The 25,045-nt window shown below is 70.7% G+C and carries 26 protein-coding genes and 1 pseudogene; 8 read left to right on the top strand and 19 right to left on the bottom strand.

The genetic code is table 11. From position 1 onward, the window contains the following. Positions 1-90: 90 nt before the first annotated feature. Positions 91-1,089 carry an MBL fold metallo-hydrolase gene (locus ABEU20_RS10840; RefSeq protein ID WP_420164412.1) on the top strand — a complete coding sequence of 333 codons (999 nt, stop codon included), beginning with the start codon at positions 91-93 and terminating at the stop codon, positions 1,087-1,089. A gap of 56 nt (positions 1,090-1,145) precedes the next feature. On the opposite strand, the gene ABEU20_RS10835 is transcribed toward ABEU20_RS10840, so the two are convergent. Together ABEU20_RS10835 and ABEU20_RS10830 are read right to left on the bottom strand one after the other, a co-directional pair. After that, positions 1,146-1,352: a hypothetical protein gene (locus tag ABEU20_RS10835; protein WP_420164411.1), complete on the bottom strand. Its 207-nt coding sequence runs from the start codon at positions 1,350-1,352 to the stop codon at positions 1,146-1,148. 11 nt (positions 1,353-1,363) lie between these two features. Further along, complete coding sequence (locus tag ABEU20_RS10830) at positions 1,364-2,290, bottom strand: SPFH domain-containing protein (RefSeq protein ID WP_420164410.1); 927 nt, start codon at positions 2,288-2,290, stop codon at positions 1,364-1,366. A 140-nt stretch (positions 2,291-2,430) separates the two neighbouring features. Here ABEU20_RS10830 and ABEU20_RS10825 point away from each other — a divergent pair, with 140 nt between their 5' ends. Together ABEU20_RS10825 and ABEU20_RS10820 are read left to right on the top strand one after the other, a co-directional pair. After that, positions 2,431-3,216, top strand: a complete 786-nt coding sequence (locus tag ABEU20_RS10825; RefSeq protein WP_420164409.1) for an enoyl-CoA hydratase/isomerase family protein — start codon at positions 2,431-2,433, stop codon at positions 3,214-3,216. Positions 3,217-3,270: 54 nt separating this feature from the next. After that, a complete protein-coding gene (locus ABEU20_RS10820; RefSeq protein WP_420164408.1) occupies positions 3,271-3,663 on the top strand; it encodes an SdpI family protein in 393 nt (130 codons plus the stop codon). A gap of 62 nt (positions 3,664-3,725) precedes the next feature. Here the strand turns inward: ABEU20_RS10820 and ABEU20_RS10815 are convergent, their stop codons facing one another. From ABEU20_RS10815 to ABEU20_RS10760, 12 genes are all read right to left on the bottom strand, one after another. Beyond that, positions 3,726-4,487 (bottom strand): SDR family NAD(P)-dependent oxidoreductase, encoded by a 762-nt coding sequence (locus tag ABEU20_RS10815; protein ID WP_420164407.1) that lies wholly within the window; start codon positions 4,485-4,487, stop codon positions 3,726-3,728. 189 nt (positions 4,488-4,676) lie between these two features. Then, on the bottom strand, positions 4,677-5,162 hold the full coding sequence (locus tag ABEU20_RS10810; protein ID WP_420164406.1) for a DUF2029 domain-containing protein: 486 nt from the start codon (positions 5,160-5,162) through the stop codon (positions 4,677-4,679). A 2-nt stretch (positions 5,163-5,164) separates the two neighbouring features. Next, the gene (locus ABEU20_RS10805) at positions 5,165-5,380 is read right to left on the bottom strand and encodes a helix-turn-helix transcriptional regulator (protein WP_420164405.1); all 216 of its coding nucleotides are present in this window, start codon (positions 5,378-5,380) and stop codon (positions 5,165-5,167) included. Between the two features lie 45 nt (positions 5,381-5,425). Beyond that, complete coding sequence (locus tag ABEU20_RS10800; protein WP_420164404.1) at positions 5,426-6,295, bottom strand: spermidine synthase; 870 nt, start codon at positions 6,293-6,295, stop codon at positions 5,426-5,428. A gap of 102 nt (positions 6,296-6,397) precedes the next feature. Then, the gene (locus ABEU20_RS10795) at positions 6,398-7,342 is read right to left on the bottom strand and encodes an ABC transporter substrate-binding protein (protein ID WP_420164403.1); all 945 of its coding nucleotides are present in this window, start codon (positions 7,340-7,342) and stop codon (positions 6,398-6,400) included. A gap of 24 nt (positions 7,343-7,366) precedes the next feature. After that, a complete protein-coding gene (locus tag ABEU20_RS10790) occupies positions 7,367-8,074 on the bottom strand; it encodes a class II aldolase/adducin family protein (RefSeq protein WP_420164402.1) in 708 nt (235 codons plus the stop codon). Between the two features lie 10 nt (positions 8,075-8,084). Next, positions 8,085-9,242, bottom strand: coding sequence for an LLM class flavin-dependent oxidoreductase (locus tag ABEU20_RS10785; RefSeq protein ID WP_420164401.1), 1,158 nt, complete (start codon positions 9,240-9,242; stop codon positions 8,085-8,087). Further along, entirely contained in the window at positions 9,239-10,285 is a 1,047-nt protein-coding gene (locus tag ABEU20_RS10780; RefSeq protein ID WP_420164400.1) for an LLM class flavin-dependent oxidoreductase, read from the bottom strand. The genes ABEU20_RS10785 and ABEU20_RS10780 overlap by 4 nt, the downstream gene beginning before the upstream one ends. Then, positions 10,282-11,319 carry an ABC transporter substrate-binding protein gene (locus ABEU20_RS10775; protein ID WP_420164399.1) on the bottom strand — a complete coding sequence of 346 codons (1,038 nt, stop codon included), beginning with the start codon at positions 11,317-11,319 and terminating at the stop codon, positions 10,282-10,284. The genes ABEU20_RS10780 and ABEU20_RS10775 overlap by 4 nt, the downstream gene beginning before the upstream one ends. Next, complete coding sequence (locus ABEU20_RS10770) at positions 11,316-12,128, bottom strand: ABC transporter ATP-binding protein (RefSeq protein WP_420164398.1); 813 nt, start codon at positions 12,126-12,128, stop codon at positions 11,316-11,318. Before ABEU20_RS10770 ends, ABEU20_RS10775 begins: the two co-directional genes overlap by 4 nt. Continuing rightward, complete coding sequence (locus tag ABEU20_RS10765) at positions 12,125-12,979, bottom strand: ABC transporter permease (protein WP_420164397.1); 855 nt, start codon at positions 12,977-12,979, stop codon at positions 12,125-12,127. Before ABEU20_RS10765 ends, ABEU20_RS10770 begins: the two co-directional genes overlap by 4 nt. A gap of 2 nt (positions 12,980-12,981) precedes the next feature. Next, positions 12,982-14,016, bottom strand: coding sequence for an NrtA/SsuA/CpmA family ABC transporter substrate-binding protein (locus tag ABEU20_RS10760; protein WP_420164396.1), 1,035 nt, complete (start codon positions 14,014-14,016; stop codon positions 12,982-12,984). A gap of 285 nt (positions 14,017-14,301) precedes the next feature. On the opposite strand from ABEU20_RS10760, the gene ABEU20_RS10755 reads away from it, so the two are divergent. Further along, complete coding sequence (locus ABEU20_RS10755; RefSeq protein WP_420164395.1) at positions 14,302-14,865, top strand: hypothetical protein; 564 nt, start codon at positions 14,302-14,304, stop codon at positions 14,863-14,865. Beyond that, positions 14,862-18,840 (top strand): annotated as a pseudogene (locus ABEU20_RS24820) (HAD-IC family P-type ATPase); the annotation flags it as partial. The gene ABEU20_RS10755 and the pseudogene ABEU20_RS24820, both read left to right, overlap by 4 nt. A 58-nt stretch (positions 18,841-18,898) precedes the next feature. Here the strand turns inward: ABEU20_RS24820 and ABEU20_RS10745 are convergent. Next, positions 18,899-18,967, bottom strand: coding sequence for a hypothetical protein (locus ABEU20_RS10745; protein ID WP_354371112.1), 69 nt, complete (start codon positions 18,965-18,967; stop codon positions 18,899-18,901). 150 nt (positions 18,968-19,117) lie between these two features. On the opposite strand from ABEU20_RS10745, the gene ABEU20_RS10740 reads away from it, so the two are divergent. Continuing rightward, positions 19,118-19,432 (top strand): hypothetical protein, encoded by a 315-nt coding sequence (locus ABEU20_RS10740; RefSeq protein ID WP_420164394.1) that lies wholly within the window; start codon positions 19,118-19,120, stop codon positions 19,430-19,432. Between the two features lie 7 nt (positions 19,433-19,439). Here the strand turns inward: ABEU20_RS10740 and ABEU20_RS10735 are convergent, their stop codons facing one another. The 4 genes from ABEU20_RS10735 to ABEU20_RS10720 all read right to left on the bottom strand — a co-directional run bounded on the left by ABEU20_RS10735 (position 19,440) and on the right by ABEU20_RS10720 (position 23,097). Next, entirely contained in the window at positions 19,440-20,084 is a 645-nt protein-coding gene (locus ABEU20_RS10735) for a response regulator (protein ID WP_420164393.1), read from the bottom strand. Next, entirely contained in the window at positions 20,072-21,322 is a 1,251-nt protein-coding gene (locus tag ABEU20_RS10730) for a sensor histidine kinase (RefSeq protein WP_420164392.1), read from the bottom strand. The genes ABEU20_RS10735 and ABEU20_RS10730 overlap by 13 nt, the downstream gene beginning before the upstream one ends. A 44-nt stretch (positions 21,323-21,366) precedes the next feature. Further along, positions 21,367-22,569, bottom strand: a complete 1,203-nt coding sequence (locus tag ABEU20_RS10725) for a winged helix DNA-binding domain-containing protein (protein ID WP_420164391.1) — start codon at positions 22,567-22,569, stop codon at positions 21,367-21,369. Between the two features lie 75 nt (positions 22,570-22,644). Continuing rightward, the gene (locus ABEU20_RS10720) at positions 22,645-23,097 is read right to left on the bottom strand and encodes a VOC family protein (protein WP_420164390.1); all 453 of its coding nucleotides are present in this window, start codon (positions 23,095-23,097) and stop codon (positions 22,645-22,647) included. 102 nt (positions 23,098-23,199) lie between these two features. On the opposite strand from ABEU20_RS10720, the gene ABEU20_RS10715 reads away from it, so the two are divergent. Further along, positions 23,200-24,189 carry a helix-turn-helix transcriptional regulator gene (locus ABEU20_RS10715; RefSeq protein WP_420164389.1) on the top strand — a complete coding sequence of 330 codons (990 nt, stop codon included), beginning with the start codon at positions 23,200-23,202 and terminating at the stop codon, positions 24,187-24,189. 85 nt (positions 24,190-24,274) lie between these two features. Then, on the top strand, positions 24,275-25,045 hold the full coding sequence (locus ABEU20_RS10710; RefSeq protein WP_420164388.1) for an ABC transporter ATP-binding protein: 771 nt from the start codon (positions 24,275-24,277) through the stop codon (positions 25,043-25,045).

Raw genomic sequence — 25,045 nt, 5'->3', positions numbered from 1 at the left:
GTGGGACCTGCCTCACCGCGGCTTCGCACCACGGGGTAACTATGAGGACATAGTGAGAACGGGTTTCAACTAGTCAACGAGGTTGCGCGCATGAGTGATGCTTCGGCCATCGGAGATGGCATCTTCCAAATTACGGTCCCCATGACCCACAATCCGCTGGGCAGCACGCTCGTCTACGCGATGGAGTCGCCCGGCGGATTGATCCTCGTCGACGCAGGCTGGGACGGCGACGAGGGCTGGGACGGACTGACCGCGGGCCTCGAGTCGGTCGGTCACTCGGTGTCCGAGATCGAGGGTGTCGTGCTCACGCATTTCCACCCCGACCACACGGGTCTGTGCGGACGGGTCCGGGAAGCGTCCGGCGCGTGGATCGCGATGCACGAAGCCGACCACGACATGTTCGAGAAGATGTCGTCGGGCCGGGGCCAGGAGTGGATGGACTTCCAGCTGTCCAACCTCGAGCGGGCCGGCGCCCCGGTCGCCGACCGGGAGGCCTTCCAGCAGGCGGCTCAGGGCGACCCGCCGGTCGGCCCGGAATCGGCGCCCGACCGGATCCTCGTCGACGACGAACTGATCGCCCTGACCGGTCGGAGCCTGCGCGCGGTCTACACGCCGGGTCACACGCCCGGTCACGTGTGCTTCTACCTCGAGGACGCCGACGTGATGTTCACCGGCGACCACGTGCTGCAGAAGACCACCCCGCACGTCGGGAACTTCGTCTACCCGCTCGAGGAGCGTGACGCGCTCGCCGAGTTCATGGATTCGCTGCGCCGGGTGCAGAAGATGGACGTCACCCGCGGGCTGGGCGCGCACGGTGTTCCCATCGTCGATGTCGCGGGCCGCGCCGGCGAGCTGATCGAGCACCACGAGGAACGCCTCGAGCACCTGTACGGCGCGTTCGCCGACGACGAGATCACGGTGTGGCAGGTGGCCGAGCGGATGAAGTGGTACCGGCCGTGGGACAAGTTCCACCCCATGGCGAAGGGCATGGCCCTGTCCGAGGCCGCGGCGCACCTGCGGCACCTCGTCGCACGCGGTCAGGTCGGGGAGGTACCGGGGACCGAACCCGCACGCTTCGCTCGCAGCTGAGCGGATACGACTGGGGCCCGGCGGTTTTCACCGCCGGGCCCCATCGTTGTTGCCGGCTACTGCTGTTCCTCGTCCTTGCGCGGACGCCCCGGGCGCCGCATGCGTTCGGCGTCGGACGGCGTCCGCCCCGCGTCGTCGAGGGCGCGCCGCAGCAGGAACTCGATCTGTGCGTTGGTGCTTCGCAACTCGTCGGCGGCCCAGCGCGCCAGCGCGTCGTGCACCGCGGGGTCGAGGCGCAACAGCACCTTCTTGCGTTCGACCATGACGACGCAGCCTACTGGTAGAGCGTGCCGGTGTTGACGATCGGCTGGGCGCTCTGGTCGCCGCAGAGGACCACCAGCAGGTTGGAGACCATCGCCGCTTTGCGTTCCTCGTCGAGTTCGACGGTGTGCTCACGCTCGAGCCGGTCGAGCGCGGACGCCACCATGCCGACTGCGCCGTGCACGATCTGCTCACGGGCCGCGATGACGGCACCGGCCTGCTGGCGACGCAGCATCGCCTGCGCGATCTCCGGGGCGTAGGCCAGCTGGTTGATCCGCGACTCGATCACCTGGACGCCGGCCGAGCGCACCCGCTCCCCCACCTCGTCCGACAGCCGGGACGTGATCTCGTCGGCGTTCTGCCGCAACGAGATCGACGTACCGTCGCCGTCGTAGGGATAGCTGCCGGCAATGTGCCGCACCGCAGCCTCGGTCTGGACGGCCACGAACTCTTCGAAATCGTCGACGTCGAACGTCGCGCGGGGGGTGTCGCGCACCTGCCAGACGATCACGGCGGAGATCTCGATCGGATTGCCGTCGGCGTCGTTCACCTTGGCTTTGCCGGTGTCGTGGTTACGGATTCGAGTGGAAATGGCCCGCCGGGTGTTCAGCGGATTGATCCAGCGGAGCCCGTCCTGGCGCAGCGTTCCCGCATACGACCCCTGCAGCAACTGCAGGACCCGAGCCTGGCCGGGTTCGACGAGAACGAGCCCGACGAGGGAGACCAGGGCCGCGACGACGACCAGTGCACCGGCCACGATCAGCGGGATGTTCACGTCCGACCACAGCAGGATTCCCGCCGCGATCACGCCGGCGCCGGCGAGGACCGCGAGCAGCCCGCCGACCGCGACGGGCCATCCGTTGGCAGACCAACCGAGACGCTCCACCACCCCGGTCGCTTCCACCACGCCCCGGCCGGGGGATTCGGTTTCGGATGCCATCGCGTGCCCTCCTCGTCCGCGCGACTCGATCCGCCGCGCTCGTTCGAAACAGATATTAAAGTGATATCAGTTTTTGGGCAAACTGCCGACACCCCGCGAAGGACCTCCCCACAGACTGGAATCGGTTCTAGTCTTCGGGCATGAGCATCCTTGTCGAGGACCGTGCCCGCGTCCGCACCCTCACACTCGACCGCCCCGAGGCACTCAACGCCTTCAGCGAGGCCCTGTACGACGCCACCACCGAGGCATTGCTGGCAGCCGCCGACGATCCGGACGTCGCGGTAGTGCTCCTCACCGGCAACGGACGCGCCTTCAGCGCCGGCACCGACCTGCGCGAGATGCAGGCACTCACCACCGACCCGAACTACCAGCGCGGCAAGCACGGGTTCAACGGCATGATCGACGCGCTGGCGAGCTTCCCGAAGCCGCTGATCTGCGCCGTCAACGGCATCGGACTCGGCGCCGGAGCGACGATCCTCGGATTCGCCGACCTCACCTTCATGTCCAGCACCGCGCGCCTCAAGTGCCCGTTCACCGATCTCGGCGTCGCCCCCGAGGCCGCGTCCAGCTTCCTGATGCCCCAATTGATCGGGCGGCAGAACGCCACCTGGCTCCTGATGAGTTCGGAGTGGATCGACGCCGAGCAGGCGAAGGAGATGGGGCTCGTGTGGCGGGTGTGCGCGCCCGACGAACTGATGGCCGTCGCCCGCGAGCATGCGGAAAAGCTTGCCTCGAAGCCGATCTCGAGCCTCGTCGCGGTCAAGCGGACGATGACCGAGCCGCTGCGGACCGCTATCGCCGACGCCCGTGAGAGGGAGAACGCTTGCTTCCGCGACATGCTGGGCGGACCGGCGAACAGGGAAGCCCTGGCCGCCTTCGCGGAAGGCCGACCCGCCGACTTCACGAAGCTGCCGGCGGGAGCCTGACGCCGACCTGAGCCGAATCGCCCGATTCGACTCCCCCTGGCCTAGCGTGGGGGCATGGACTCGATCGGCTTGCGGATAACCCTGTGTCTGACGTTCGTGATCGCCGGGATCGCGATCGCCTGGACCTCGCGGGCGGCAGCAAGCGGCCGCCTGGGCCGAAACTCCTTGGCGGGCATTCGCACTCCGACGACGATGCACAGCGACGAGACGTGGTCCGCCGCACACCGGGCCAGCAGGACGTGGACCGACATCGGTGGCGGTCTCTCGATTGCGATCGGGTTCGGCGCACTGGTTCCGATGTCGGAACCGATCCTCACGGCGCTCGGGCTCGCCGGCGCCGCCTGCCTACTCGGATTCACACTGTGCGGGGCATGGGTCGGCGTCCGGGCAGCACGCGACGCCGGCGGCGACCGAGACCAGGCCGTCTCCCCGCGCGCCGGCACCTGAAAGAGGCGCAGCCGCCCGGCGTATCGAGGCGAGCCGGCCATGGGGCCCGGCCGCTGTGTCGGTCAGTTCCAGCGAGCCTGCCCGCCGTCGAGGGGAATGGTCGCCCCGGTGAGGTAGCGGGCATCCGGACCCACGAGGAAGGCAACGGCGCGACCGATGTCGTCCTCGCATTCCCCGATGCGCCCGAGGGGAATTGTCTTGACGAACGCCTTCGCTTCCTCCGGGCGTTCTGCGGTCCACCGCGCCAACGCGGGTGACAGGGCATGGGGCGCAACCGCGTTCACGCGAATTCCGTCTACTCCCCATTCGGACGCGGCAGTCCGGCTGAACGACCGCAACGCCTCCTTGGACGCAGCATGCGCGCCGTAGCCGCTCTGATCCCAGCGCACCGCTGCCGAGGTGACCATGTTGATGATCGAGCCACCGCCGCGCGCCTTCATATGGGGATGGCAGGCCCGCATCAGGCGCAGGGCTGCGAGTGGGCCGGTCATGAACGAGCGCTCGACTTTGTCGAGATCGATGTCCAGCAGATCACCCAACTCACTGGAGACCGCATTGTTCACGAGAATGTCGACACCACCGAGCGATTCGACCGTCTTGTCAACCAGTGGTTCGAGTGCGTCGTGGTCGCTCACATCGCAGACGATCGGCTCGGCGCGCACGCCCAAGCGACTCAATTCCGCGCACGTGTCCACGAGCTTGCTCTCGGTGCGCCCGACGACCGCGATATCCGCACCCTCTCTCGCCAGCGCGAAGGCGACGCCCTGCCCAATTCCCTGGCCCGCACCGGTAATCAAGGCTACTTTGCCGTCAAGAGTGCCCATGTGGTCGTGCTCCCATCGTCGATTGTTCAAGCGAGCGACTGTCTTGTCCGCTTGGTCGCAACGTAGCTCTCCCGTCTCCGCCCGACTCGCGGATTCTCATTCGCCGGGTCATGGCGTGGAAGAAGAGTCGGTACAGGCGAGTGGAGGCTCGCGGGCACGGCCGCCGGCCACGGCGGCAAACACGTCGCGCTAATCGTCCGCGGCCTCCGCTTGTAGCCAGCGCCGCCGCTTCGCACGCAGCCCGATCGCCGCCGCAGTACCACCCACCACCATGCCGACGGCGACACCCGCCCAGGTCGCGGAGGGATCGTCGCTGGACGGCGTCAGAAGCCTGCCGATGATGCCCAGCGCACCGGTCAGGTAGAGCGCCAGCGCGAGTACAGCACGCGGGGTCAACAGCTTTCCCGTCTCGCGCGGATCCACGCGCCGGTGCCGGGCGAACGCCAGTGTGCACGTGGTTATCACCACGGACTCGAGCAACAGGCCGAGCCCGATCCAGGCACCGGTGGTGCCGGCGGCCCAGGGCAGGACCGCGGCGGCGACCAGGCCCACCCACAGGAACAGCTGGTACCCGACAGCCGACGCCTCGTTCCACACATCACGCTGACGTTCGTCGCGATAGAACTCGTCGTCGAGGCCACCCGTTACACGCATGGCTTTCACGAAAACACTCACGGTCATCCCTCCTCGTTCAGCGGGAACAGCACCTCGACCGTGGTTCCCAGCGCAGCTGCGAGACGCAACGCCAGGTAGACGCTGGGGGCATAGTCGCCGCCCTCCACCGAGACGATGCTCTGCCGACTCACCCCTCCGGCACGCGCGAGCTCGGCCTGGGTGATCCCGGCAGCCTTCCGGTGCTCACGAACGCGGTTCTCCCGTGGCTTGTCGGACACGACAAGAAGTAAAGGATGCTTGACATCGAATGTCAAGCATCCTTGTCACTCGGACGTCGGGGCCACATCGTCTCGCAGCACCTTCGCCGCCTCGGCGAACTTCCGCACCTGCGCGTCCTGCCACACGTGCGCCTGGGTACCGCCGCCGAGAACACGGCTGGCGAGCGCCGACGACGTCGCGATCGGGACATCACTACCGGCGATCACGATGTTGCCGTCTCGCTTACCCTTGAGCATCGCCGGGTCCGCGATGATCGCGGTGTGCTCGAAGACCGCGCCGATCGTCGCGGCCTCGGCACGGGCTCCGCGCAGATCGGGGGTGTCGCCGCAGTTGACGACATAGATTCCACCGGGCGCCAGGACCCGGCGCGCGTGCTCGGTGAATTCGAGCGTGGTCAGCGGACGCGGGGTGCTGCTGCCCGCGAACACGTCCCGGACGATCACGTCGCGACTGTCCTCGGAGAGCGTCTCGGTCACCGCTCGGGCCTCCCCCACTCGCACCCGGAGCAGCGGCGCCCGGGGCAGGTCGAACCACTCCCGCACGAGCACGGCGAGGCGCCCGTCCAACTCGACGACCACCTGCCGCGCCTCGGGGTACAGGGATGCGAAAGCTCGCGCGAGCGTGCACGCACCACCACCCAGATGGAGGACGCGCAGCTTCGACGCCGAATCCCACTGGGAACGAATCAGTTCCGAGATCCATCGCATGTAGTCGAAAGCCAGAGTCTGCGGATCCGCCAGGTCGATGTGCGAACTGGGCTCACCGTTGATCTTGACGATCCAGCTCTGCTGGTCGAACGGGTCCTCTTCGAGCTCACACGTTCCGGTGTCGATCTCGTAGGTACCGGCGACGGGGCCACCGCCGCCACGAGGATCGCGGTCCTCGCTCCTGCGGCCGCCCCGCTGCCTGCCCATCGACGCCATCCCTGCTGCTCACCAGCGCCGCAACCTCAGCAGACGCTCGGAGACCAGGGTAGCGGTGGACCGCAGCGGAGCGGCCGCCGGATTCCCCTCCCCTCAGACCGCCGCAGGGCGGCTCGCCTCGACCACCTCCCCGATCCACGGCAACACTGCGTCCCGCACCGTGACCGGCCGCGGCAGCAGACCGTTGGCATGCAGCAGGTCGGCCGCACGCTGCTGCTCGTCCAGGAATTCGTCGGTGACAGCGCCGATCCCGAATGGGCGGCCGCGCAGTGCCTCCTCCCACCGATCGAGATCGGCGGTGCCTCCGCGCCTTTCGGCATCCTCGACGAAGAAGCGGGCCGCCTCGCGAGGGTTCGCGACGATCCACGCGTCCGATTCCTGCAGCGCCGCGACGACCGCCTCGAGTTCCTGCCGGTGATTCTCGGCGAACTCGCGCCGCACGAACCACAGCGACGGGTGGCTGAAGAGACCGTCGGTGTCGACCAGGGTGCGTACCTTCGCCCGCGCCTCCACCTCGGCCAGGCCCGGGTAGGCGCCCACCCAGGCGTCGATCTCCCCGGCGAGCAGCGCGGCGCCACCGCGGTCGACGTCGACGTCCACCGGAACGATGTCCGACCAGGTCAGCCCCTCGCGGTCCAGGGCAAGCAGCACGAGCGTGGTTTGCCACGAGCCGTGCGCGACACCGACCCTCTTGCCGCGCAGATCCGCGGCGGACCGGATCCCCGACTCCGACAGCGCGACCAGTCGGCCGTTCTCCACCCGCGGCCCGGAGATGCCCACGTACACCAGGTCCCGGCCCTGACCGAGCCCGGTGATGGGTGGAGTGAAGCCGGTGCCGATCACGTCGTAGCCGCCCGCCTCGAAGAGCCAGTCCGAGTGCAGCGTCGGTAACCCGTCCCGCGGATCGACCCGCGGGGTTGCCGGCAGGTCGCGCAGGTCCACCCACTCGACGTCGGGCAGTCGGAGTTCGAGCAGGCCGTTGTGGCGCAGCGCGAACAGGGAGTTGTTGTTCGGGAAGTACCCGACTCGAATCGTCATGAGAGTGCTCCTGACTGTCCGGGCTCAGACGAGTCCGCGTCGGCGGGCCTCGTCGAGCAGGCCGCTGCGTCCCCACTGGGCGACGAGGTTGGTGGCGTCGAAATCGACCGTGCCGCCGACGAGTTCGCCGAGCGCCTGGTACTGCGCGCCCTCCTCGAGGAGCACCACGAACTTGGCGAGTTCGAGCAGTCCGGCGCGGCCGATGACGTTGACGCCGCCGTTGGCCTCGAAGATCGCAACGAGGTCCGGGTCGTCGACGAGACGGTCGAGGATGAAGTCGCCGGGCGACTGGCTGCGATCGATGTGCGGCGGGATGTCGCGCGAGAGCGTCAGGCGCTGCGACGCCGCGTACTTGATCCGCAGCGTGCGGTGGGTCTGGGCCCACCCGCCCAGCCACGGGGTGTGCACGTGCACGATCGACGTGATCTCGGGATGCTCGCGGAACACCTTCGCGTAGCCGGTGACGAAGCCGGCCGGGCCGTCGCCGGAGAGGACTTCGCCGTCGAACGTCGCGAGGATCGGTTTGGCGCTGCGGTCCTCGGCCCACGGTCCGGGCTCGTTGAGGGCGACCGCGAGTTCCTCGCCGGGCACGCGTTCGACGAAGTTGACGGTGCCGTTGGCGGAGACGGTGCCGGTCTCGCGGAACACCCGGAAGGCGGTGTCGGCGGCGCGGCGCGCATCGTCGACGAACGCCTCGATCTCGGGAGTGATTCGAATCTCGGTGCTGGTCATGGGAATGCTCCTATCGGACGGAAAGACTACGGACCGGGGTGGGCGTGGTGCGGCGCAACAGCGGCAGCACCTCCTCGCCCACGCGGTAGGCCTCTTCGAGGTGGGGGTTGCCGGCGAGGATGAACGCGTCCACGCCGAGGTCGATCAGCTGGTCGAGGCGCTCGGCGACCTGCTCGTAGCTGCCGACCAGGCCGAACGCCGGCCCGCCGCGAATCAGGCTGAACCCGAACCACACGTTGGGCTGGACCTCGAGGTCGCGATAGCCGGTGATGTTCTCGGGCACCCATCCCGAGATGCGGGCAGCGCCCACCGAATCTCCCTGCGCGGCGCGGTTGGCGGCGTCACGGTCGACGAACGCCCAGCCCTTCTCGATCTCGGCCCATGCCGCCTCCTCGGTGTGCCGGGCGACGATGTCGATGCGGACGGCGAACTTCGGGGTGCGGCCCAGCTTCGCGGAATGCTCGCGGACACCGTCGAACTTGGCGCGCAGATCCGCGAACGGCTCGAGCCACGACAGGTAATAGTCGGCGTGCGCGCCCGCAGCGGCGACCGCCGCTCCGGACGAGCCCGAGAAGAACACCTCCGGGAACGGCTGGTCGGCCAGCAGCGGTGGCAGTGCGGCACCGTCGGTGCGGAAGAATCTGCCGTCGTAGTCGAACGGCTTCCCGTCCCACACCCCGCGCAGCACGTCGAGGAACTCGGTGGTGCGGGCGTAGCGGTCGTCGTGCGCGACCTTGTCGCCCCACCACAGCTGCGGTGCTCCCCCGCCGCCGCTGATGATGTTGTAGACGAGTCGGCCGCCGGTCGCCCGCTGCAGGCTCGCCGACATCCGCGCCGCCTGCACGGGGTGCAGGAAGCCGGGCTGGAATGCCACCATGAATCGGTAGGTGTCGCTCGCGCGGGCCAGCGCCGACGCGGCTGCCCACGGGTCCTCGGTGATCGGGAACGACGGCAACAGCCCGCCGACGAAGCCGGCGGACTCCGACGCCTTCACCACCGCGGCCATGTGGTCGATGTAGCTGTAGCCGTCGAGTTCACCGCCGCGGATCGCCGGTGCGATGTTGCCGGGACCGTGCCCGCCCGCGTGCCCGCGGTTGTAGCGGCGTGGGGTGCGCAGCGACGCGTGGTCGCCCTCCATGCCGACGCGCCAGTAGAAGTCGGTACTCATGCGGGGATCTCCTGTCCAGCGAGCGTGCGTCCGGCGGGGTCCACGAGGTGCAGCAGGTGCTCCCCGGCGCGGTGCAGTTCCTCGAGATGCGGGTGCCCGGTGAGGACGAACACCTCGACGCCCTGCTCCCGGTAGCGCGACAGCGCCTGCGCCACCTGCTGGTAGCTGCCGACGAGACCGATCTGCTGCCGATAGCCGATCCGGTCGAAACCGGCCCAACGGGATCCGTCCAACGCGAGCGCCCTGACGTCCGCCGCGGTGGCGTCGGGATGCACCTCGCGCCACTGCCGCAACACGCGCGCCCACGCCTCGTCGGCGTCCTCGCGCGCGACGATGGGAAGTTCGAGGCCGATCCGGACCTCGCGATCGAATCCAGCAGCGACGCTGCGTAGTTCGGAGGCCACGGCGGCGATGCCGTGCGGCTGCTCCTCCAACAGATGCACGTCGCCGTGCTCGGCCGAGAGTGCGATCGCCTCGGCCGACGTCCCGGACAGATACACCGTGGGAACCGGCAACCCGGAGAGGATGCCGCGGAACCCGCCGTCGATCACGTCGTAGAACTCGCCCGCGAACTCGAAGCCCGTGCCACCGAAACGCCCCGGCAGCACCTGCTCCTCGTTCCACACACCGCGTGCGACCGCAAGGAACTCGCGGGCCCGACGGTAGCGATCGGTGCCGGTGACGCCGTCGCCGCGCGCACGCGCATCCTCGTCGTCGACGTCTACCCGCACTCGCCAGTCGAGCCGTCCGGCGGACAGTCGCTGCAGCGTCGCCGACAGCTTGGCCGCGTACACCGGGGTGCCGAACGCCGGATGGAATTCGACGGTGACGCGGGCGTGCCGGGTCTGCCGCAGTGCGGACCCGGCGACGATCCACGAGTCGTCGCCCTCGGGGTCGTACGGGACGACGATGCCGTCGAGCCCGGACAACTCGGCAGCAAGGATCGCCTGGTCCAGGAAGTCGAACCCGTCCCGGCGTTCGGAGACGGCGCCGACGTGCCGGCCGTCGCCGCGTACCGGCAACTCCCACAGGAACTCGGTCACGATGCCACCTTCCGATCGGATGGGAGCAGCTCGCGCGCCTGGGCCAACGGCTCGGGCGCCACCCACGATGCGAGATCGAAGTCGGTGGCCAGGAAGCCGTGCGTGTAGAGGAACTGCTTCTGGATGTCGAGCAGCTCGAGCCGGTCGGCGTCGAGCGTCGGGTGCAGGTCGCGGTGGAACGTGTCGCCGTACGCGGCCTCGACGCCGGCCGCCCCCGAGTTCGTCTCCCGGGCCAGAACGTCGCGGACCTCGTCGAGGTTGCCGGCGGCCCAGTCCGCGGCCCGCAGCGTCTGCGCGAGGAACGCGACCACCAGTTCGGGCCGGGACTCGAGCAGGTCGGCGTGCACCGTGATCGGCCGCGGGGTGCCGTTGTTGACGCGCAACCGCTTCGACGCGGTGGCGTCGAGGTCGACGGCGACCTGCAGACCGTGTTCGCGGGCCACCTCCTGCGCCCGGGCGCCCTTGACGTAGATCGCATCGACGTCGCCCCGCAACAGTGCCTCGACGCCCCATGTAGTGGCCCGCGACCGGGAGGCGGTGCGTACCTGCGGATTCGGGTCGGCCGGAACCTCGACGGTCACGACGTCGGCGAAGCCGAGCCCGCCCAGTCGCAGCGCCGACGCGAAGCCGTGCAGCGCCATCGCCCGCGGGAAGCTGCGGGCCCGGTCGTCCGCCCACGCGGGAATACCGACGCGCAGCCCGGCCAGTTCCGCGGGTGAATCCAGGGACGCGGCCGGTCCGACCAGGATCGCCTGGGATTCGTCGATCCACGTCAGCCCGACCAGCCGGGTCGGTGCGCCCTCGGCCCGCGCCGCGAGCGCGGGCACGTTGCCGCCCTCCCGGATCAGGCTCGGCAGCCCGTGATCGAAATGCCTGCCGGCCAGTTCGGCGTCGGCGTCCTGGAGGATGCCGAACCGCAGACCGGCGTCGTCGGCCGTCTCGGACAACCAGCCCAGCGAGTTCGCGAGCCCGCTCGCGGTCGGGACGGGGCACCGTGTGTACCAGAGGGTGTCGAGGGGTGATGCGATGGTCACGGGGTACTCCTTCCGAGGTGGTGGGTGGCGTCTCTGCCGACGCCGAGCTCAGCGAGGAACGCCGCGCGGTAGCGCAGGGCCTCGGGGTCGTTGCGATCGCGGGGACGTGCGAGGTCGATGTCGACATCGACCGCGAACGAACCCTCGTTGAGGATCAGCACGCGATCGGCGAGGCGGACCGCCTCGTCGACGTCGTGCGTGACGAGCAGGACTGCGGGCCGGTGCCGGGCGACCAGATCACCGACCAGGTCCTGCATCTGTAGGCGGGTGAGGGCATCCAGCGCGGCGAACGGCTCGTCGAGCAGGAGCAGCTCCGGCTCGCGGACCAGGGCCCGAGCCAGCGCGACGCGCTGCGCCTCACCGCCGGACAGGGTCGCCGGCCAGTCCCGCTGCTTGCCGGACAGACCGACCTCGTCCAGTGCCTTCGTCCCGGCCGCACGGACGGCCGCGGACCGGCGCTGCCCGACGACGACGTTGCCGAGAACGCGCTTCGACGGGATCAGCCGCGGTTCCTGGTAGACGACGGTTCGCTGACGCGGGACCAGGATCTCGCCGCCGTCCGGTCGTTCGAGGCCGGTGAGCAGGCGCAGCAGCGTGGTCTTGCCGGTGCCGCTGGGACCGAGCAGGACGACGAACTCGCCGCGATGGATCGTGAGGTCGACGCTGCCGAGGATCGTCTTGTCGCCGAAGCTCTTCCGAACTCCCTGCAGCCGCACCGCGACCGGTTCCCCGGCGCGGCGCTCGGCCGCGGTCGTCGCCGTCCGCTCACGCTCCGCGAGTGGTGGCAGCGGTGCCTGTGCGGGGGTCATCGGACCACCGCCAGACGTCGCCAGGGCATCGCGAACCGCTCGATGACCCGCACGATCGCGTCGAACACGAGACCGAGGGCCGCGTACAGCACCACGCACAGCACCATGTAGTCGGTGCGGTTGTACTCCTGCGCCAGCGTGACCAGGTAGCCGATGCCCTCGCGGGTGCCGACCTGTTCCGCGGCGATGAGTCCGGTGATACTGAGCGACAGGCAGATTCGCAGGCCCATCAGCACACCGGGCAATGCGGCCGGCAGGATCGCCTCCGCCACCAGCCGCCAGCCGGTGAGCCCGTACCCGCGGGCCGCCTCGACCATCTTCCGGTCCACGTTCCGGACACCGAGGTAGGTGTACGCGTACATCGGCGCGACGGTCGCGACCGCGATGAGCACGACCTTGAACGTCTCGTCGATCCCGAACCACGCGATGAACAGCGGCACCAGCGCGAGGAAGGGGACGGCCCGGTTGATCTGCATCGTCGAGTCGATGAGCTCCTCACCGAGCGTCGACAGCCCCGACAGCACCCCGAGCACCAAGCCGATGACGGTGCCGAAGAAGACACCGATCGCGGCCCGCTGCAGCGATGCGAGCGAGAAGTCGACCAGCTGGCCGGTGGAGTACAGCTCGGCGAACGCGTCCCACACCTTCGTCGGCGAGGCCAGCACGGCCTCGGAGATCAGCCCGGTGGCGGAGCCGATCCACCACCCCGCGATGAGCGCCGCGGGCACGAGCAGACGCAACGGCAGCGACAGCCACGCGGGCCGGTTGCGCCGGCGGCGGTACGCGGGTGTCTCGAGGTCGAGCCCCGCCACCGGGCCGGAGCGCCCGGTGTCCCTCAGCGTTGCGGTCACCGTCAGGCCCCCGGCTTCGACGCAGCCGCACCCTGCAGGTCGAACGTCAGGTCGGCGGCGGTGAGCTGCCGCTGGATGACTCCGTTGCGGTAGAACAGGTCGGCAACGGACTGCAGGTCGGCCTCGTCGGCAGCGGTCGGATAGCGGAAGTCCGTGACCTGGCCGCCGAGCGCGATCGCGTCGTCGAGGCGCTGCCCGCTCAGAGCGCGGGGCCCTGCCTGTTCGAAGACGTTCTCGAACGCGGCCGGATTCTCGCGCTGGCGGCGGGTGAGGTCCTTGGTGACCTCGAGGAACTTCTGCACCACCTCGGGGTGCTCCTGCAGCACCACGGTCCGGCCGGCGATGATCGTGTTGTCGACCGACTTGATGTCGCCCTCGGTGACGATCTCCTTGGCACCCTTGGCCTTCGCCTCCTGGTACGGCGCGAGGAACGACGCCCAGGCGTCGACCTGGCCGGTCGAGAACGCCGACGCCGCATCGGTCTGCTGCAGCGGCACCCGTTCGACCGAGTCGATCGGGATGTTCGCCTCGGTGAGCGCCTTGAGGACGATGTACTCGCCCTTCGCGGCCGGGTTCACCGCGACCCGCTTGCCCTTCAGGTCCTCGAGCGACGAGATCCCCGACGCGGCGGTGGCGACGATGCCGCTCTGATCCTTGTTGTACGGATCCGACGTCGCGAAGATCCGGACACCGACATCCTTGGAGAGCGCGCCGACCACCGGGCTGTAGGCGCCGGTCTGGATGTCCAGTTCACCCGTGTTGAACAGCTTGAGGTTGGAGCTGAATCCCGGTGTGGTCTTGACCCATTCGATCTTGGCGCCGAGCGGTGCGAGCGCACGGGCGAAGTCGCCGTCGCGCTTGCCGACCGCGATCGCCCCGGAGTTGCCCGGGTCGTACACCTTGAGCGTGAACTCCTGGCCGGCCGGAGCGTCGGCGGACGCCTCCGCCTCGTCGCCGCCACACGCGACGACCATGCCCGCCAGGGGAACGAGCGCGAGCGCGAGAGCGGCTCGGGGCAGTCGGCGCATACGGAACATCGGGCACTCCTCGGAGGAAGGGAACACATGAAAAGCGAACGCACCACACCGATTCGAACGGGGTGGGCGGGGATGACGATGAGCAACATTAGGACCGGACGGTCGAGAATCCACCGTTTGACTTTTACGTGAACACAACGCTTGACACACAGGACTTTTCGTGTCGCTCGAGCAACGAAGGTTCACATCACAAGTGGTCCGGTTTAGACTCGGCTACAAGCGGTGAATCGATCCCGCGCCGGACTCGGGCGCGGAGCACACTCCGAACCGAACGATGGGCGTTCGATGGAACAGACAGCTAGCACCTCACACAACGGTCACAGATCCGGCAACGGCGCGATGTCGTTCGCCGACGGCGCGGTGCGGACCGTATCGGGAATCGCCGGGGTGACCACGTCGTCCATCGGCGCGGTCGGCGGTGCCGCAGTGGGCGGTCTCGTCGGGGGCGTGTGGGGCGCGATCAGCGGCGCCGCCGGCGGCACCCGCCAGGGACTCGCACGGGGCAGTCACTCGACCCCCGCCGCCGTGCTCACGATGGCTGCGGCCGGCGCCGTCGGGCTCGTCGAGTGGCCCGTGGTCCTGACCGTCGGGGGCGCCGCGCTCGTGTTGAGGCAACTCCACGAACGCGGCGCGCCTCCCGGCGGGTCTCCCGCGCCCAGCGCGCAGGACCCCGGCCCCGCATCGAAGTCCGGCGCAGCCACGACGACACCCGCTGCCCCGCCGCCGGTAACCACCCCGCCCGCGTCGAAGGTGGCCGCGAACAAGAGTCCCGCAGGCGAGCCCGCGGCGCACAAGGGCGGCACCGCGAAGAGCACCGTATCCCGACCGCAGGGACGTGCCACTAGGTGAGAATCCCGGGGGTCGGGTCGCTCGTCGGGCAGGCACGCAGCCTTCCCGGACGGACTGCGCACGCTGCGATCACCGGCGTCACCGTCGGAACGGCCGCGACCGCAGGAGTGCTGACCGGCCTGTTCGCACCTCCCCCGAGGCCCGCCGCGCTCACCGCTCCGCAGCGGGTCCCCCGCTCGTGGGACGACGCCGCGCTCTCGGCCCGCGTCACGGCGCTCGTCGCGCACTCGCTCGGGTTCGGCCTCGCCACCACCGGCCGCCTGCTGCGGGTGCCACGACTGCCGGCGGCAGTCGCCGCGCCGATCACTCTGGTCGACTACCAACCGGCGCTGCGCCGGGCGCTCGAATCGGCCCTCGGACGCCCACGCGCCGACCTGCTCGTCTCGACCCTGACCGCGGTGAGTTTCGCGCTGGCGCAGGCGCCGCCCCCGCTCGCGATCGAGGCGCTGCTGCGCGCCTCCGTGGTGGCCGAGGTCCTCGCGAACCGACGCGCGTGGCAGCACAGCGAGCACCGGCCGCCCCTCGAAGCGGCACCGCCCACAGCCGCTACCGGGCCCGTCGACCGCCACCTCGAGCGGGCGGCGTGGGCCCAGCTGGGTGGGGTCGCGGCGGTGGGGGTCGCCACCGGCAGTGCCCGGGCCGCCGGAACCGCCGCACTCGTCACCGCACCCAAGGCTGCTCGCAGCGCCCGCGAGTCGTTCGCGAGCACACTGGGCCGCGGGCTCGCGGCCGACCACCACGTGCTGTGCCGCGGCCCCGACGTGCTGCGCCGTCTCGACGGTGTCACCGCGCTGGTCGTCGATCCGCACGCGCTCCTGACCGCCGACCTGCGGGTGAGCCGGATCCGGGGTGTACGCGACGACCGCCGCGCCGCGGTGTGGGAGCAAGCCCGGAACGCGATCGACGCCGGCACCCTGGACGCCGGCTGGCATCCGCTGGCCCGCATCGCAGAGGCCACCGGGCCGGGGGACGATCCCGACGCCGCCGTCCTGATCTCCCCGGTTCGCGACGCGCTGGCGACCGCCGTGCTCGAACAGGCGCGCCAGGCCGGCGTCACCGTCCACTCGATCGACGACGACGCGCTGGGGACGCTGCGCTCCGCCTTCGACGACCTCGGAACACCCGGCGGAACAATCGATTCCGACCTCACGTCGACCGTGGCGAAGCTGCAGGACGAGGGTGGCACGGTGGCGGTGCTAGCCGCGTACTGTCCGCGCGCCGTCCTCGCCGCCGACGTCAGTCTGTGTCTGCCGACCACCACGACCCCACAGGTCTGCGATCTGCTGGTGCCGGACCTGGCCGCCGTTTGGCGGATCCTGCGCGCTCTGCCCGCCGCCCGCACCGCGAGCCGTCGAGGTATCGAAATCGCCTCCGGCGCCTCTCTTCTCGGATCACTGCTGATGATCCCCGGCACCCACGGGCGCGGGCCGGGACCGGTCAGCGCCGGTGCGGGCGCCGCTCTGTGGACGGGCCACACCCTCGCGCGCGGCGTGCTCCGCGCCGAGCCGCCGCGACCGAGCCCGCAACACGACTGGCACGCAATGACGGTCGACCGCGTGCGCCGGACGATCGGCGAGCCGCGGCCCCGCGGGTCGGCGGCAGGCCCCGGTCGTATCGGCACGACCGTCGGCCGCCTCCGCAGCCCGCTCACCGGCGTGTGGGACTTCGGCAGGTCGCTGCGCACCGAACTGGCCGACCCGCTGACCCCGATCCTGGCGACCGGCTCGGCGGCCAGCGCCGTGCTGGGGTCGCCGGTGGACGCGATCCTCGTCGGGACCGTCCTGGTCGGCAATGCCGCACTGTCCGCGGCACAGCGGCTGCACGCCGAGCGGCTACTGACCCGCCTGCTCGCGGTCCAGGACGCACCGGCACGCCTGGTCGACGACGCCGGCCACGACTCGATCGACGCCCACCTCCTGCAACCGGGAGACGTGATCGAGGTGCGGCCCGGCGAGGTGGTGCCCGCCGACGGCCGATTGATCGAGGCCGACGGCGTCGAGGTCGACGAGTCGTCGCTCACCGGCGAGTCGATGCCGGTCGACAAGCAGACCGACCCGACACCCGGCGTCCCGCTCGCCGAACGCACCTGCATGCTCTTCGCGGGCACGACGGTCCTGACCGGCACCGCGATCGCACTGGTCACGGCGGTGGGCGACGACACCGAGACCGGCCGGGCCGCAGCGCTCTCCCCCGCCCCGGTCCGGAAGGTGGGCCTGCAGTCGCAGCTGCGCGCCCTGACCGACCGGGTACTGCCGGTGAGCATCGGTGGCGGCGCCCTCGTCACCGCCACGTCGATGCTCCGCGGCGGCGGTCTGCGCTCGGCGGTCACGAGTGGTGTCGCCGTCGCGGTCGCCGCCGTCCCCGAGGGACTTCCGCTCGTGGCGACGCTCGCGCAGCAGGCCGCCGCCCGGCGCCTCACCCACGCGTCGGTGCTCGTGCGCACCCCGCGCTCGGTCGAGGCGCTCGGGCGTGTGGACGTCGCCTGCTTCGACAAGACCGGAACGCTCAGCGAGGACCGACTGCGGGTGACACGGATCCGCCCGATCGGCGCGCACGACCGGGCCCGGGTGATCCGGTCGGCGGCCCGCACGTCGGTGACCCCGGACGGCCGTGCCGCCGCGCACGCGACCGACCGCGCGGTCGTCGAGGCCGCCGACGCGGCGGCCGGAGCCCTCGGCTCCGACGTGGTGCTGCCGTTCCGCGCGGGACGGCCCTACGCGGCGGCGCTGCGGGGCACCGAACTGGTCCTCAAGGGCGCACCCGAGGTGGTGTTGGCGGCCTGCACCGGCGCCGCACCGGACACCCTCGAGGCGATCGTCGACGACGTGCAGTCGATGGCAGAGGACGGCCTGCGTGTCATCGCGGTCGCCCGGCGCACGGTCACCGGCGAGGACGCCGAACGCGCCGCACAGGATCCGGATGCCGTCGAGTCCCTCTGCGGCCGTGGGCTCGAGCCGATCGGTCTGCTGGGCCTGTCCGACACCGTCCGGCCCGAGGCGACGCGACTGCTGCCGGAACTCGAGGACCGGGGCGTCTCGGTGCGACTGATCACCGGGGACCACCCGGTCACCGCGGCGGCCATCGCCCGGGATCTCGGACTCGACGTGGACGCCCACGACGACGTGATGAGCGGCGGCGAGTGGGAGGCGCTGTCGCATCGGCACCAGGATGTCGCCGTGCGCGAGCGGCGGGTGTTCGCCCGCATGTCGCCCGAACAGAAGGTGCAGATCGTCCAGACGCTCGAGCGGGCCGGGCACGTGTGCGCGATGGTCGGGGACGGCGCCAACGACGCGGCCGCCATCCGGGCGGCGAGCATCGGGATCGGGGTGACCTCGCACGGCAGCCACCCGGCCCGCAGCGCCGCGGACATCCTCCTGATCGGGGGCCACGTCGACGCGATCCTCGACGCCGTCGACGAGGGACGGCAACTGTGGCAGCGGGTGCAGTCCGCGGTCGCCGTCCTGCTCGGCGGCAATGCGGGCGAGGTGGCGTTCGCGTTGCTCGGGAGCGCGATCAGCGGCCGGGCACCGCTCAATGCACGCCAGTTGCTGCTGGTGAACCTGTTCACCGACGCACTCCCGGCGGCCGCCCTCGCGGTGAGCCCGCCCCGTCGGGATCGCTCGTACGACGGCCGCGGCCCGGACCGCGCCGCGCTGTGGCGGACCGTCGCGATACGCGGTACCGCGACCGCGACCGGCGCGGGCCTCGCGTGGGGGATCGCGTCCCTCACCGGACGCCCCCGGCGGGCGTCGACGGTGGGACTCGTCGCACTGGTCGGGACCCAGTTGGGGCAGACGCTCATCGATTCCCGCAGCCCCCTCGTGGTGGCGACGGCGGCCGGGTCGCTGGCCGCCCTCGCCGGGGTGATCAGTGTTCCGGGATTGAGTCAGTTCCTGGGATGCACGCCGCTGGGCCCTCTCGCGTGGGCGCAGGCGCTCGGACCGGCAGCGGGCGCGACGGCGGCCGCCGCGCTCGCCCCCCGTGCCGTGGCGTGGTGGTCGGCCCGCGGCGACCGGGCGTCGCGGCCGACAACTCAGTCGACGACGAGCACCCCGGTCCGCAGCAGCACCGCGTACGCGTGGCGCAACGGCGGCGTCAGCACGGACGTGACGACACCGGTCAACGGGTCGGGCCCGGAGGGGCGGACGGCCGAGGCGAACGCGGAGAGCGTGGATAACGAAACGATCACGGCTTCCACGATGACGGCTTCAGGTGTACGACAGGTGAACGACGAGGATGAACGGGGCGAACGATGACCGAAGCAACCCTCGACCGGGGCGCCGACCTGCGAGCGCAGCGTCCGCACGCGCACAGTCCGGGCTCGCACGGCGCCGCCCTCGAGCGCATCACGCAGGGTTCGCGGTTCGCGATCCGGCTACCGCTCATCGGCGACGTGGGTGTGCCCAAGCCCGAACAACTCGCCTACGTCGCGGCCCTCGGCCTGCTCGCGGCGTTCGAGGTGATCGACTGGCCCGTGGCGGTGGCGATCGCCGTCGGCCACGCGCTCGCCGAGGACCAACGGCACCGCGCGCTGCGCGAGGTGGGTGAGGCGCTCGAGAGCGCCTGACCTCCGGTCAGGACCGCAGGTGCGCGAGCACCGCGAGGACGCGGCGGTGCCCGCTGTCCGAGACCGCGAGCCCGAGCTTGGCGAAGATGTTGCCGATGTGTTTGCTCACCGCGGTGTCGCTGACCACCAGCTTGCGGGCGATGTCACTGTTGCCCAGGCCCTCGGCCATCAGTCCCAGCACCTCGGATTCGCGCGGCGTCAGGCTGCGGATCGGGTCGTCGGCGCGGCGCCGGCTCATCAGCTGGGAGATCACCTCGGGATCCATCACGGTGCCGCCGTCGACCACGCGGCGCAGCGCGTCGACGAACTCCTCGACCTTGCCCACCCGCTCCTTGAGCAGGTAGCCGACCCCGCCCGCCCCGCCGGAGAGAAGGGCACCCGCGTAGCGGTCCTCGACGTACGCGGACAGCACCAGCACCGGGAACCCGGGACGCCGACGGCGTGCCTCGATCGCGGCCTTCAGCCCCTCGTTCGTGAACGTCGGGGGCATCCGCACGTCGAGTACCGCACCGTCGGGCGGATCGGACTCGAACGCGTCGAGGAACTTCTCGGCGTCGTCGACCGCTGCCGTCACCTCGATCCCGACGCTGCCGAGCAGGAGCGCGAGCCCCTCCCGCAGCAGCGCGTCGTCCTCGGCGATCAGAATCCGCACGGCAGTTCCACCTCGAGTCGCGTCGGCCCGCCGAGCGGGCTGTTCATGGTCACGGTCCCCTCGAACGCTGCCACGCGGCGGCGGATGCCCGCCAATCCACCTCCCGGTCTGTCGACCGCGCCGCCCACGCCGTCGTCGAGGACGTCGATCACCATCGTCGCCCCGCCGTCGTCGTCGCGGGTCGCGATGGTGACCTGCACGTGCTCGGCACCGCTGTGCTTGGCGACATTCGTGAGGGCCTCCGCGACGACGAAGTACGCGGCGGCCTCCACCGCGGCCGGGGCCCGGCGCAGGCCGTCGACGTCGAGCACACACGGCACGGTACTGCGGCCGGCGAGCGCGGAGACCGCTCCGCCGAGACCGAGCTCGTCGAGCACGGGCGGGTAGATGTCGTGCACGAGGGTCCGCAGTTCCGACAGTGCGTCCGACGCGGCGTCCTGGGCGCGAAGAAGTTGTGGCAGAGCCTGTTCCGGTGCGACGCGCAGCGACCGCTCCGCCAGCCCCAGCATCATCACGACGGCCACGAGCCGGTTCTGGGCGCCGTCGTGGAGGTCGCGTTCGATCCGCCGCAGCTCGGCGGCGTGGGCGTCGAGCGCGGCCGCGCGGCTCGCGGTGAGCGCCGAGACCCGTTCGGACAGTTCGATTTCGCGCCGCGGGGACAGTAGTCGCGAGGCGAGTGCACACATGCCCCGGGCCATCGCGGGGATCAGCCACCAGGCCAGCACCGCGTAGCCGACGGCGAACAGCGGCATCGGCGCGGCGCCCCACCACGACGTGACGGGATAGATGCTGCTCACCGGTTGGTCGGCGGGGAGCGCCCACCAGTAGAACGGAATCGCCATGGTGTTGACCGCCGCCAGTGGCAGCGCGATCGCCAGCAGGCCGGCGGTCGGTGCCGCAATGGAGTGCACCGCGACCCACCCCACGTCGCGTCGCGTGGACGGTGCAGTGAGCAGCCGTCGAAGGTCGTCGAAACCGGGGCGATCGGGAATCGGCGGGTACCGCTCCCCCACGACGGTCCCGGTGTACCGCCCGGCCCGCTCCCGCGCCAGGCCTGCCCACCAGCGCAGCGCCCGCAGGTACCACGACACCGCGAGCCATCCGACGATGAGGATCAGCGTCGACGCGATCACGAGGCCGACGAACACGAAACACAGCGACACGAGCGCGGCCGCGGCCTCCACCGCGAGGAAGCGGACTGCGCCCCATCTCACCTTCAGGCGTTCGGTCCACGTCATCGGTCCAGCATGCCGCACAGGCCACCCGATGTCGGTACAGCCCGCTACACCATCGGTCGGGCACGTTCGGTCGTGTGCCACCCCTGTTCCTGCACCCGCATGGCGGGTGACCGGTATCCGGTGGGGTTCCGGATTCCGTCGAGCCACGCGGTGAGGCGCGCCGCCTGGGTGTCCAGGGACCGTCGCGCCGACGCCGAGACCGATTCGAGCAGATGGATCCGGACGACGGCGTCCGGATCCTGGTGCCAGCACCCGACGACTCGGCCGTCGACCCAGACCGTGGTGCCGGCGTTTCCCCGGGTATCGAAGAGTTGCGCTCGGTGCGGTCCGAGGTAGAAGGCGCGGTCCTTCCAACCCATGACGGTCGGGTCCAGCGGTGGAAGCAGCGCCGTCCATGCCTCCGGCTGTTCCACCACGTCGAGGTCGTCCGGGAGCAACCAACCGGGTACGGGCCCGTCGAGGGTCACCTCGGCCGCGTCGAGGTCCCGAAGCGCGCGGCGCACGACGGTCTTCGTGGCACCGAGCCACCAGACGAGGTCGTCCTCCGTGCCGGGCCCGAACGCGCGCAACCAGCGTCGGACGAGTTCGCGGTAGCCCTCGCCCGGATCCGGTTGGGCGACAGTCGCGCCGAGCCACCGCTGCGGGAGTTCCCAGAGCGGGCGCGCGGTGGGAAACCGTCCGACGGTCGGGCCACGGACGATCGCGCCCTCGGCGCCGAGCAGGGTGAGGACCTGCGGCGCCGACCAGCTCTCCCCGGCCGTGGTGGGAACGGTCACGTCCACCAGCGGGACGGCGCGCCGTAGTTCGGCGGCGGAGAGCGCGACGGGACTTTCCGCGAGCGCCGCCGTGACGGCGCACCGCGCCCGGTCGAGCCAGGCATTGCCGTCCGGAGCCATCTCGGCGCGTTCGAGGTCGCGGGCCATTCGCGTACGTTCGGTCGTCGCAACGCGCGCGGCTGCACTCGACAGCGCGGCCGGGAGGACATCCCGCGGGAAGGCGAACAGCGTGCGTCGCATCGCGAGTTGCTTGACGAGCGTCCGGTCGTCGTACAGCGCGCGGTCGATGTCCTCGATTCCGACGTGTGGGACCCGCGCCCAGGTCGACAGGTAGACGGACGGTGCTTCGGTGGCGTGCAGGGCCACGACGGCCCGGGCCGCCTCCTCGGGCGAGCCGACGAGCCGCCCGGGCGCGAGCGCGTGGCGGGTCGCGAGCCGCGCACGACGTTCGCTGTCGGTCACATGTCGCATGGTCGGTGTCTCCAGATCTGCAAGTCCCTTGCGGTGCGGGAGATCCGAGTCTTCCGCACCGCGACGGCGAACGAGCTACCGGTCGGCGGCGACGTCGAGGATCCACGTCACCCCGAACCGGTCGGTGAGCATGCCGAAGCCCGGCGTCCAGGCCGCGGCGGCGAGCGGCTCCACGATCTCGGATTCGGCCGCGAGCCCGTCCCAGTACGTCTGCACCTCGTCCAGGGACCCGCCCCGCACGGAGACGAAGAACGGCTGATCGGTGATGGTGGCGCCGTTCTCCCGCCGCGTCGAGCCCGTGCCGACCCTTCCACTGCGCCCGGGGACGTCGTACGCCATCACCCGGAATCCGTCTTCCGCCTCGAGCTGCCCGAAGACGACGTCGTCGGCACCGGGAGCGTCCTGCGGCGCCCCGAGGTCGCCGTAGGTCGCGATCGTGAGGTGCCCACCGAATACGGAACGGTAGAACTCGAGGGCGTCGCGGGCGTCACCGCCGAAGTTGAGGTGCGTCGTGGTCGTGATGCTCATGTCTGCTCCAAGCTGAGAAGGTGGCCGGGCGTGCCCCGACGACACCACCCTCACAGCGGTGTAGGTCGGTTTCCGTCCTACAAGAAAATTACGATCGGAGGCATGACCGCCGCCACGTCCCGACTCCTGAACCTGCTGTCGCTCCTGCAGACCAGGCGGGACTGGCCGGGGTCCACGCTGGCGGAGCGGCTGGGAATCAGTCACCGCACCGTCCGCCGAGACATCGACCGGCTACGCGAGATGGGCTACAACATCCAGGCGACGATGGGCCCCACCGGCGGCTACCGGCTCGACGCCGGCAGCGAGCTCCCGCCGCTGCTCTTCGACGACGACCAGGTCATCGCCTTGGCGGTGGCGCTCCAGGCCGCGGCCGTCACCGGTGTCGGGATCGGGGAGGCCGCCGTTCGCGCGTTGGTCACCGTGAAACAGGTGATGCCCTCGCGCCTGCGACACCGGCTCGACGCCGTCGACTTCACGACGATCCCGGCCGTCCCCGGACGGGGGTTTGCCGCGTCGGTGGCACCCGACGTGCTGGTGGCGATCTCCACCGCGATCCGCGCCCACGAGACACTGCGCTTCGACTACACGACCGGCGGTCCTGCCGCCGCGCCCCCGCTGCCGGCGCCGCGGCGAGTGGAGCCCCATCACCTGGTGACGTCGAACCGGCGCTGGTACCTCGTCGCCTGGGACCTCGGGCGCGACGACTGGCGCGTCTTCCGTGCCGACCGCATCACCCCGCGGGTTCCGACGGGCCCCCGCTTCACACCCCGCGAGGTCCCGGGCGGGGACGTGTCCGATTTCGTGTCCGCCCACTTCAAGGGCTCACCCCGAGCGGACCGATGGCCGTGCCACGGCAAGGTCGTCCTCCACCTTCCGGCCGACCGGGTTCGCCCCTTCGCCGGCGACGGTATCGTCGGGGACCTCGGACCCGACCGGTGCAGTCTCGCAGTCGGTTCGTGGTCCTGGGTGGCCCTGGCGGCCGCCCTCAACCGGTTCGACGCCGACATCGACGTCGTCGGTCCACCGGAACTCGCCGACGGCTTCGCACGTCTCGCGGCCCGCAACGCGCGGACGGCGTCGGGCTCGTCGTAGACCGGCCACGGTAGAGCCAGCTACACCATCGATCGGGTATCGCACGGGATGTTCCGGGGATCCGCCACTCCATAGCGTTCTCTGTATGTCCCCCTTCGCTTCCACACCGCCGCTCGTACAGAGCCCACCGCTGGCCGCCGTCCGCCTGGCCGACGTCAGCAGGACCTATGGATCCGGACGCACCCAGGTCACCGCGCTCGACGCCGTCAGCCTCACCCTCGCGCCCGGCAGCTTCACCGCCGTCATGGGCCCGTCCGGGTCCGGCAAGAGCACGTTCCTGCACTGCGCCGCCGGCCTCGACCAGCCGACCCGCGGCTCGGTCTGGCTCGGCGACACCGAGATCAGTGCGCTGAAGCCCAAGGCCCGCACGGTGTTCCGTCGTGACCACATCGGATTCGTGTTCCAGGCGTACAACCTCATGGCGGCCCTCACCGTCGAACAGAACGTCACGCTGCCGCTGCTGCTCGCCGGACGCGTCGCCGACCGGGCGCATCTCGACCACGTGCTGGACGCGGTGGGCCTGGCCGACAAGCGCGACCGCCGACCGGCCGAGCTGTCCGGCGGTCAGCAGCAGCGGGTCGCGATCGCGCGGGCACTCATCACCCAGCCGCACGCGGTGTTCGCCGACGAACCCACCGGCGCGCTCGACAGCCGCACCGGGCGGCAGGTGCTGGATCTGCTGCGCCGCACCACCACCGAACTGGGCCAGACCATCGTCATGGTCACCCACGACCCCGTCGCGGCCGCCCACGCCGACCGCGTCCTGTTCCTCGCGGACGGGCGACTGGTCGGACGGATGGACTCCCCCACCGCCGCCGCGGTCGCCGACCACATGACCCACCTCGGGGAGTGGTGA

Origin of the sequence: Rhodococcus parequi, assembly GCF_046042785.1 — a bacterium.
Lineage (GTDB): Bacteria > Actinomycetota > Actinomycetes > Mycobacteriales > Mycobacteriaceae > Prescottella > Prescottella parequi.
This window is presented reverse-complemented; position numbering and strand designations above follow the sequence as displayed.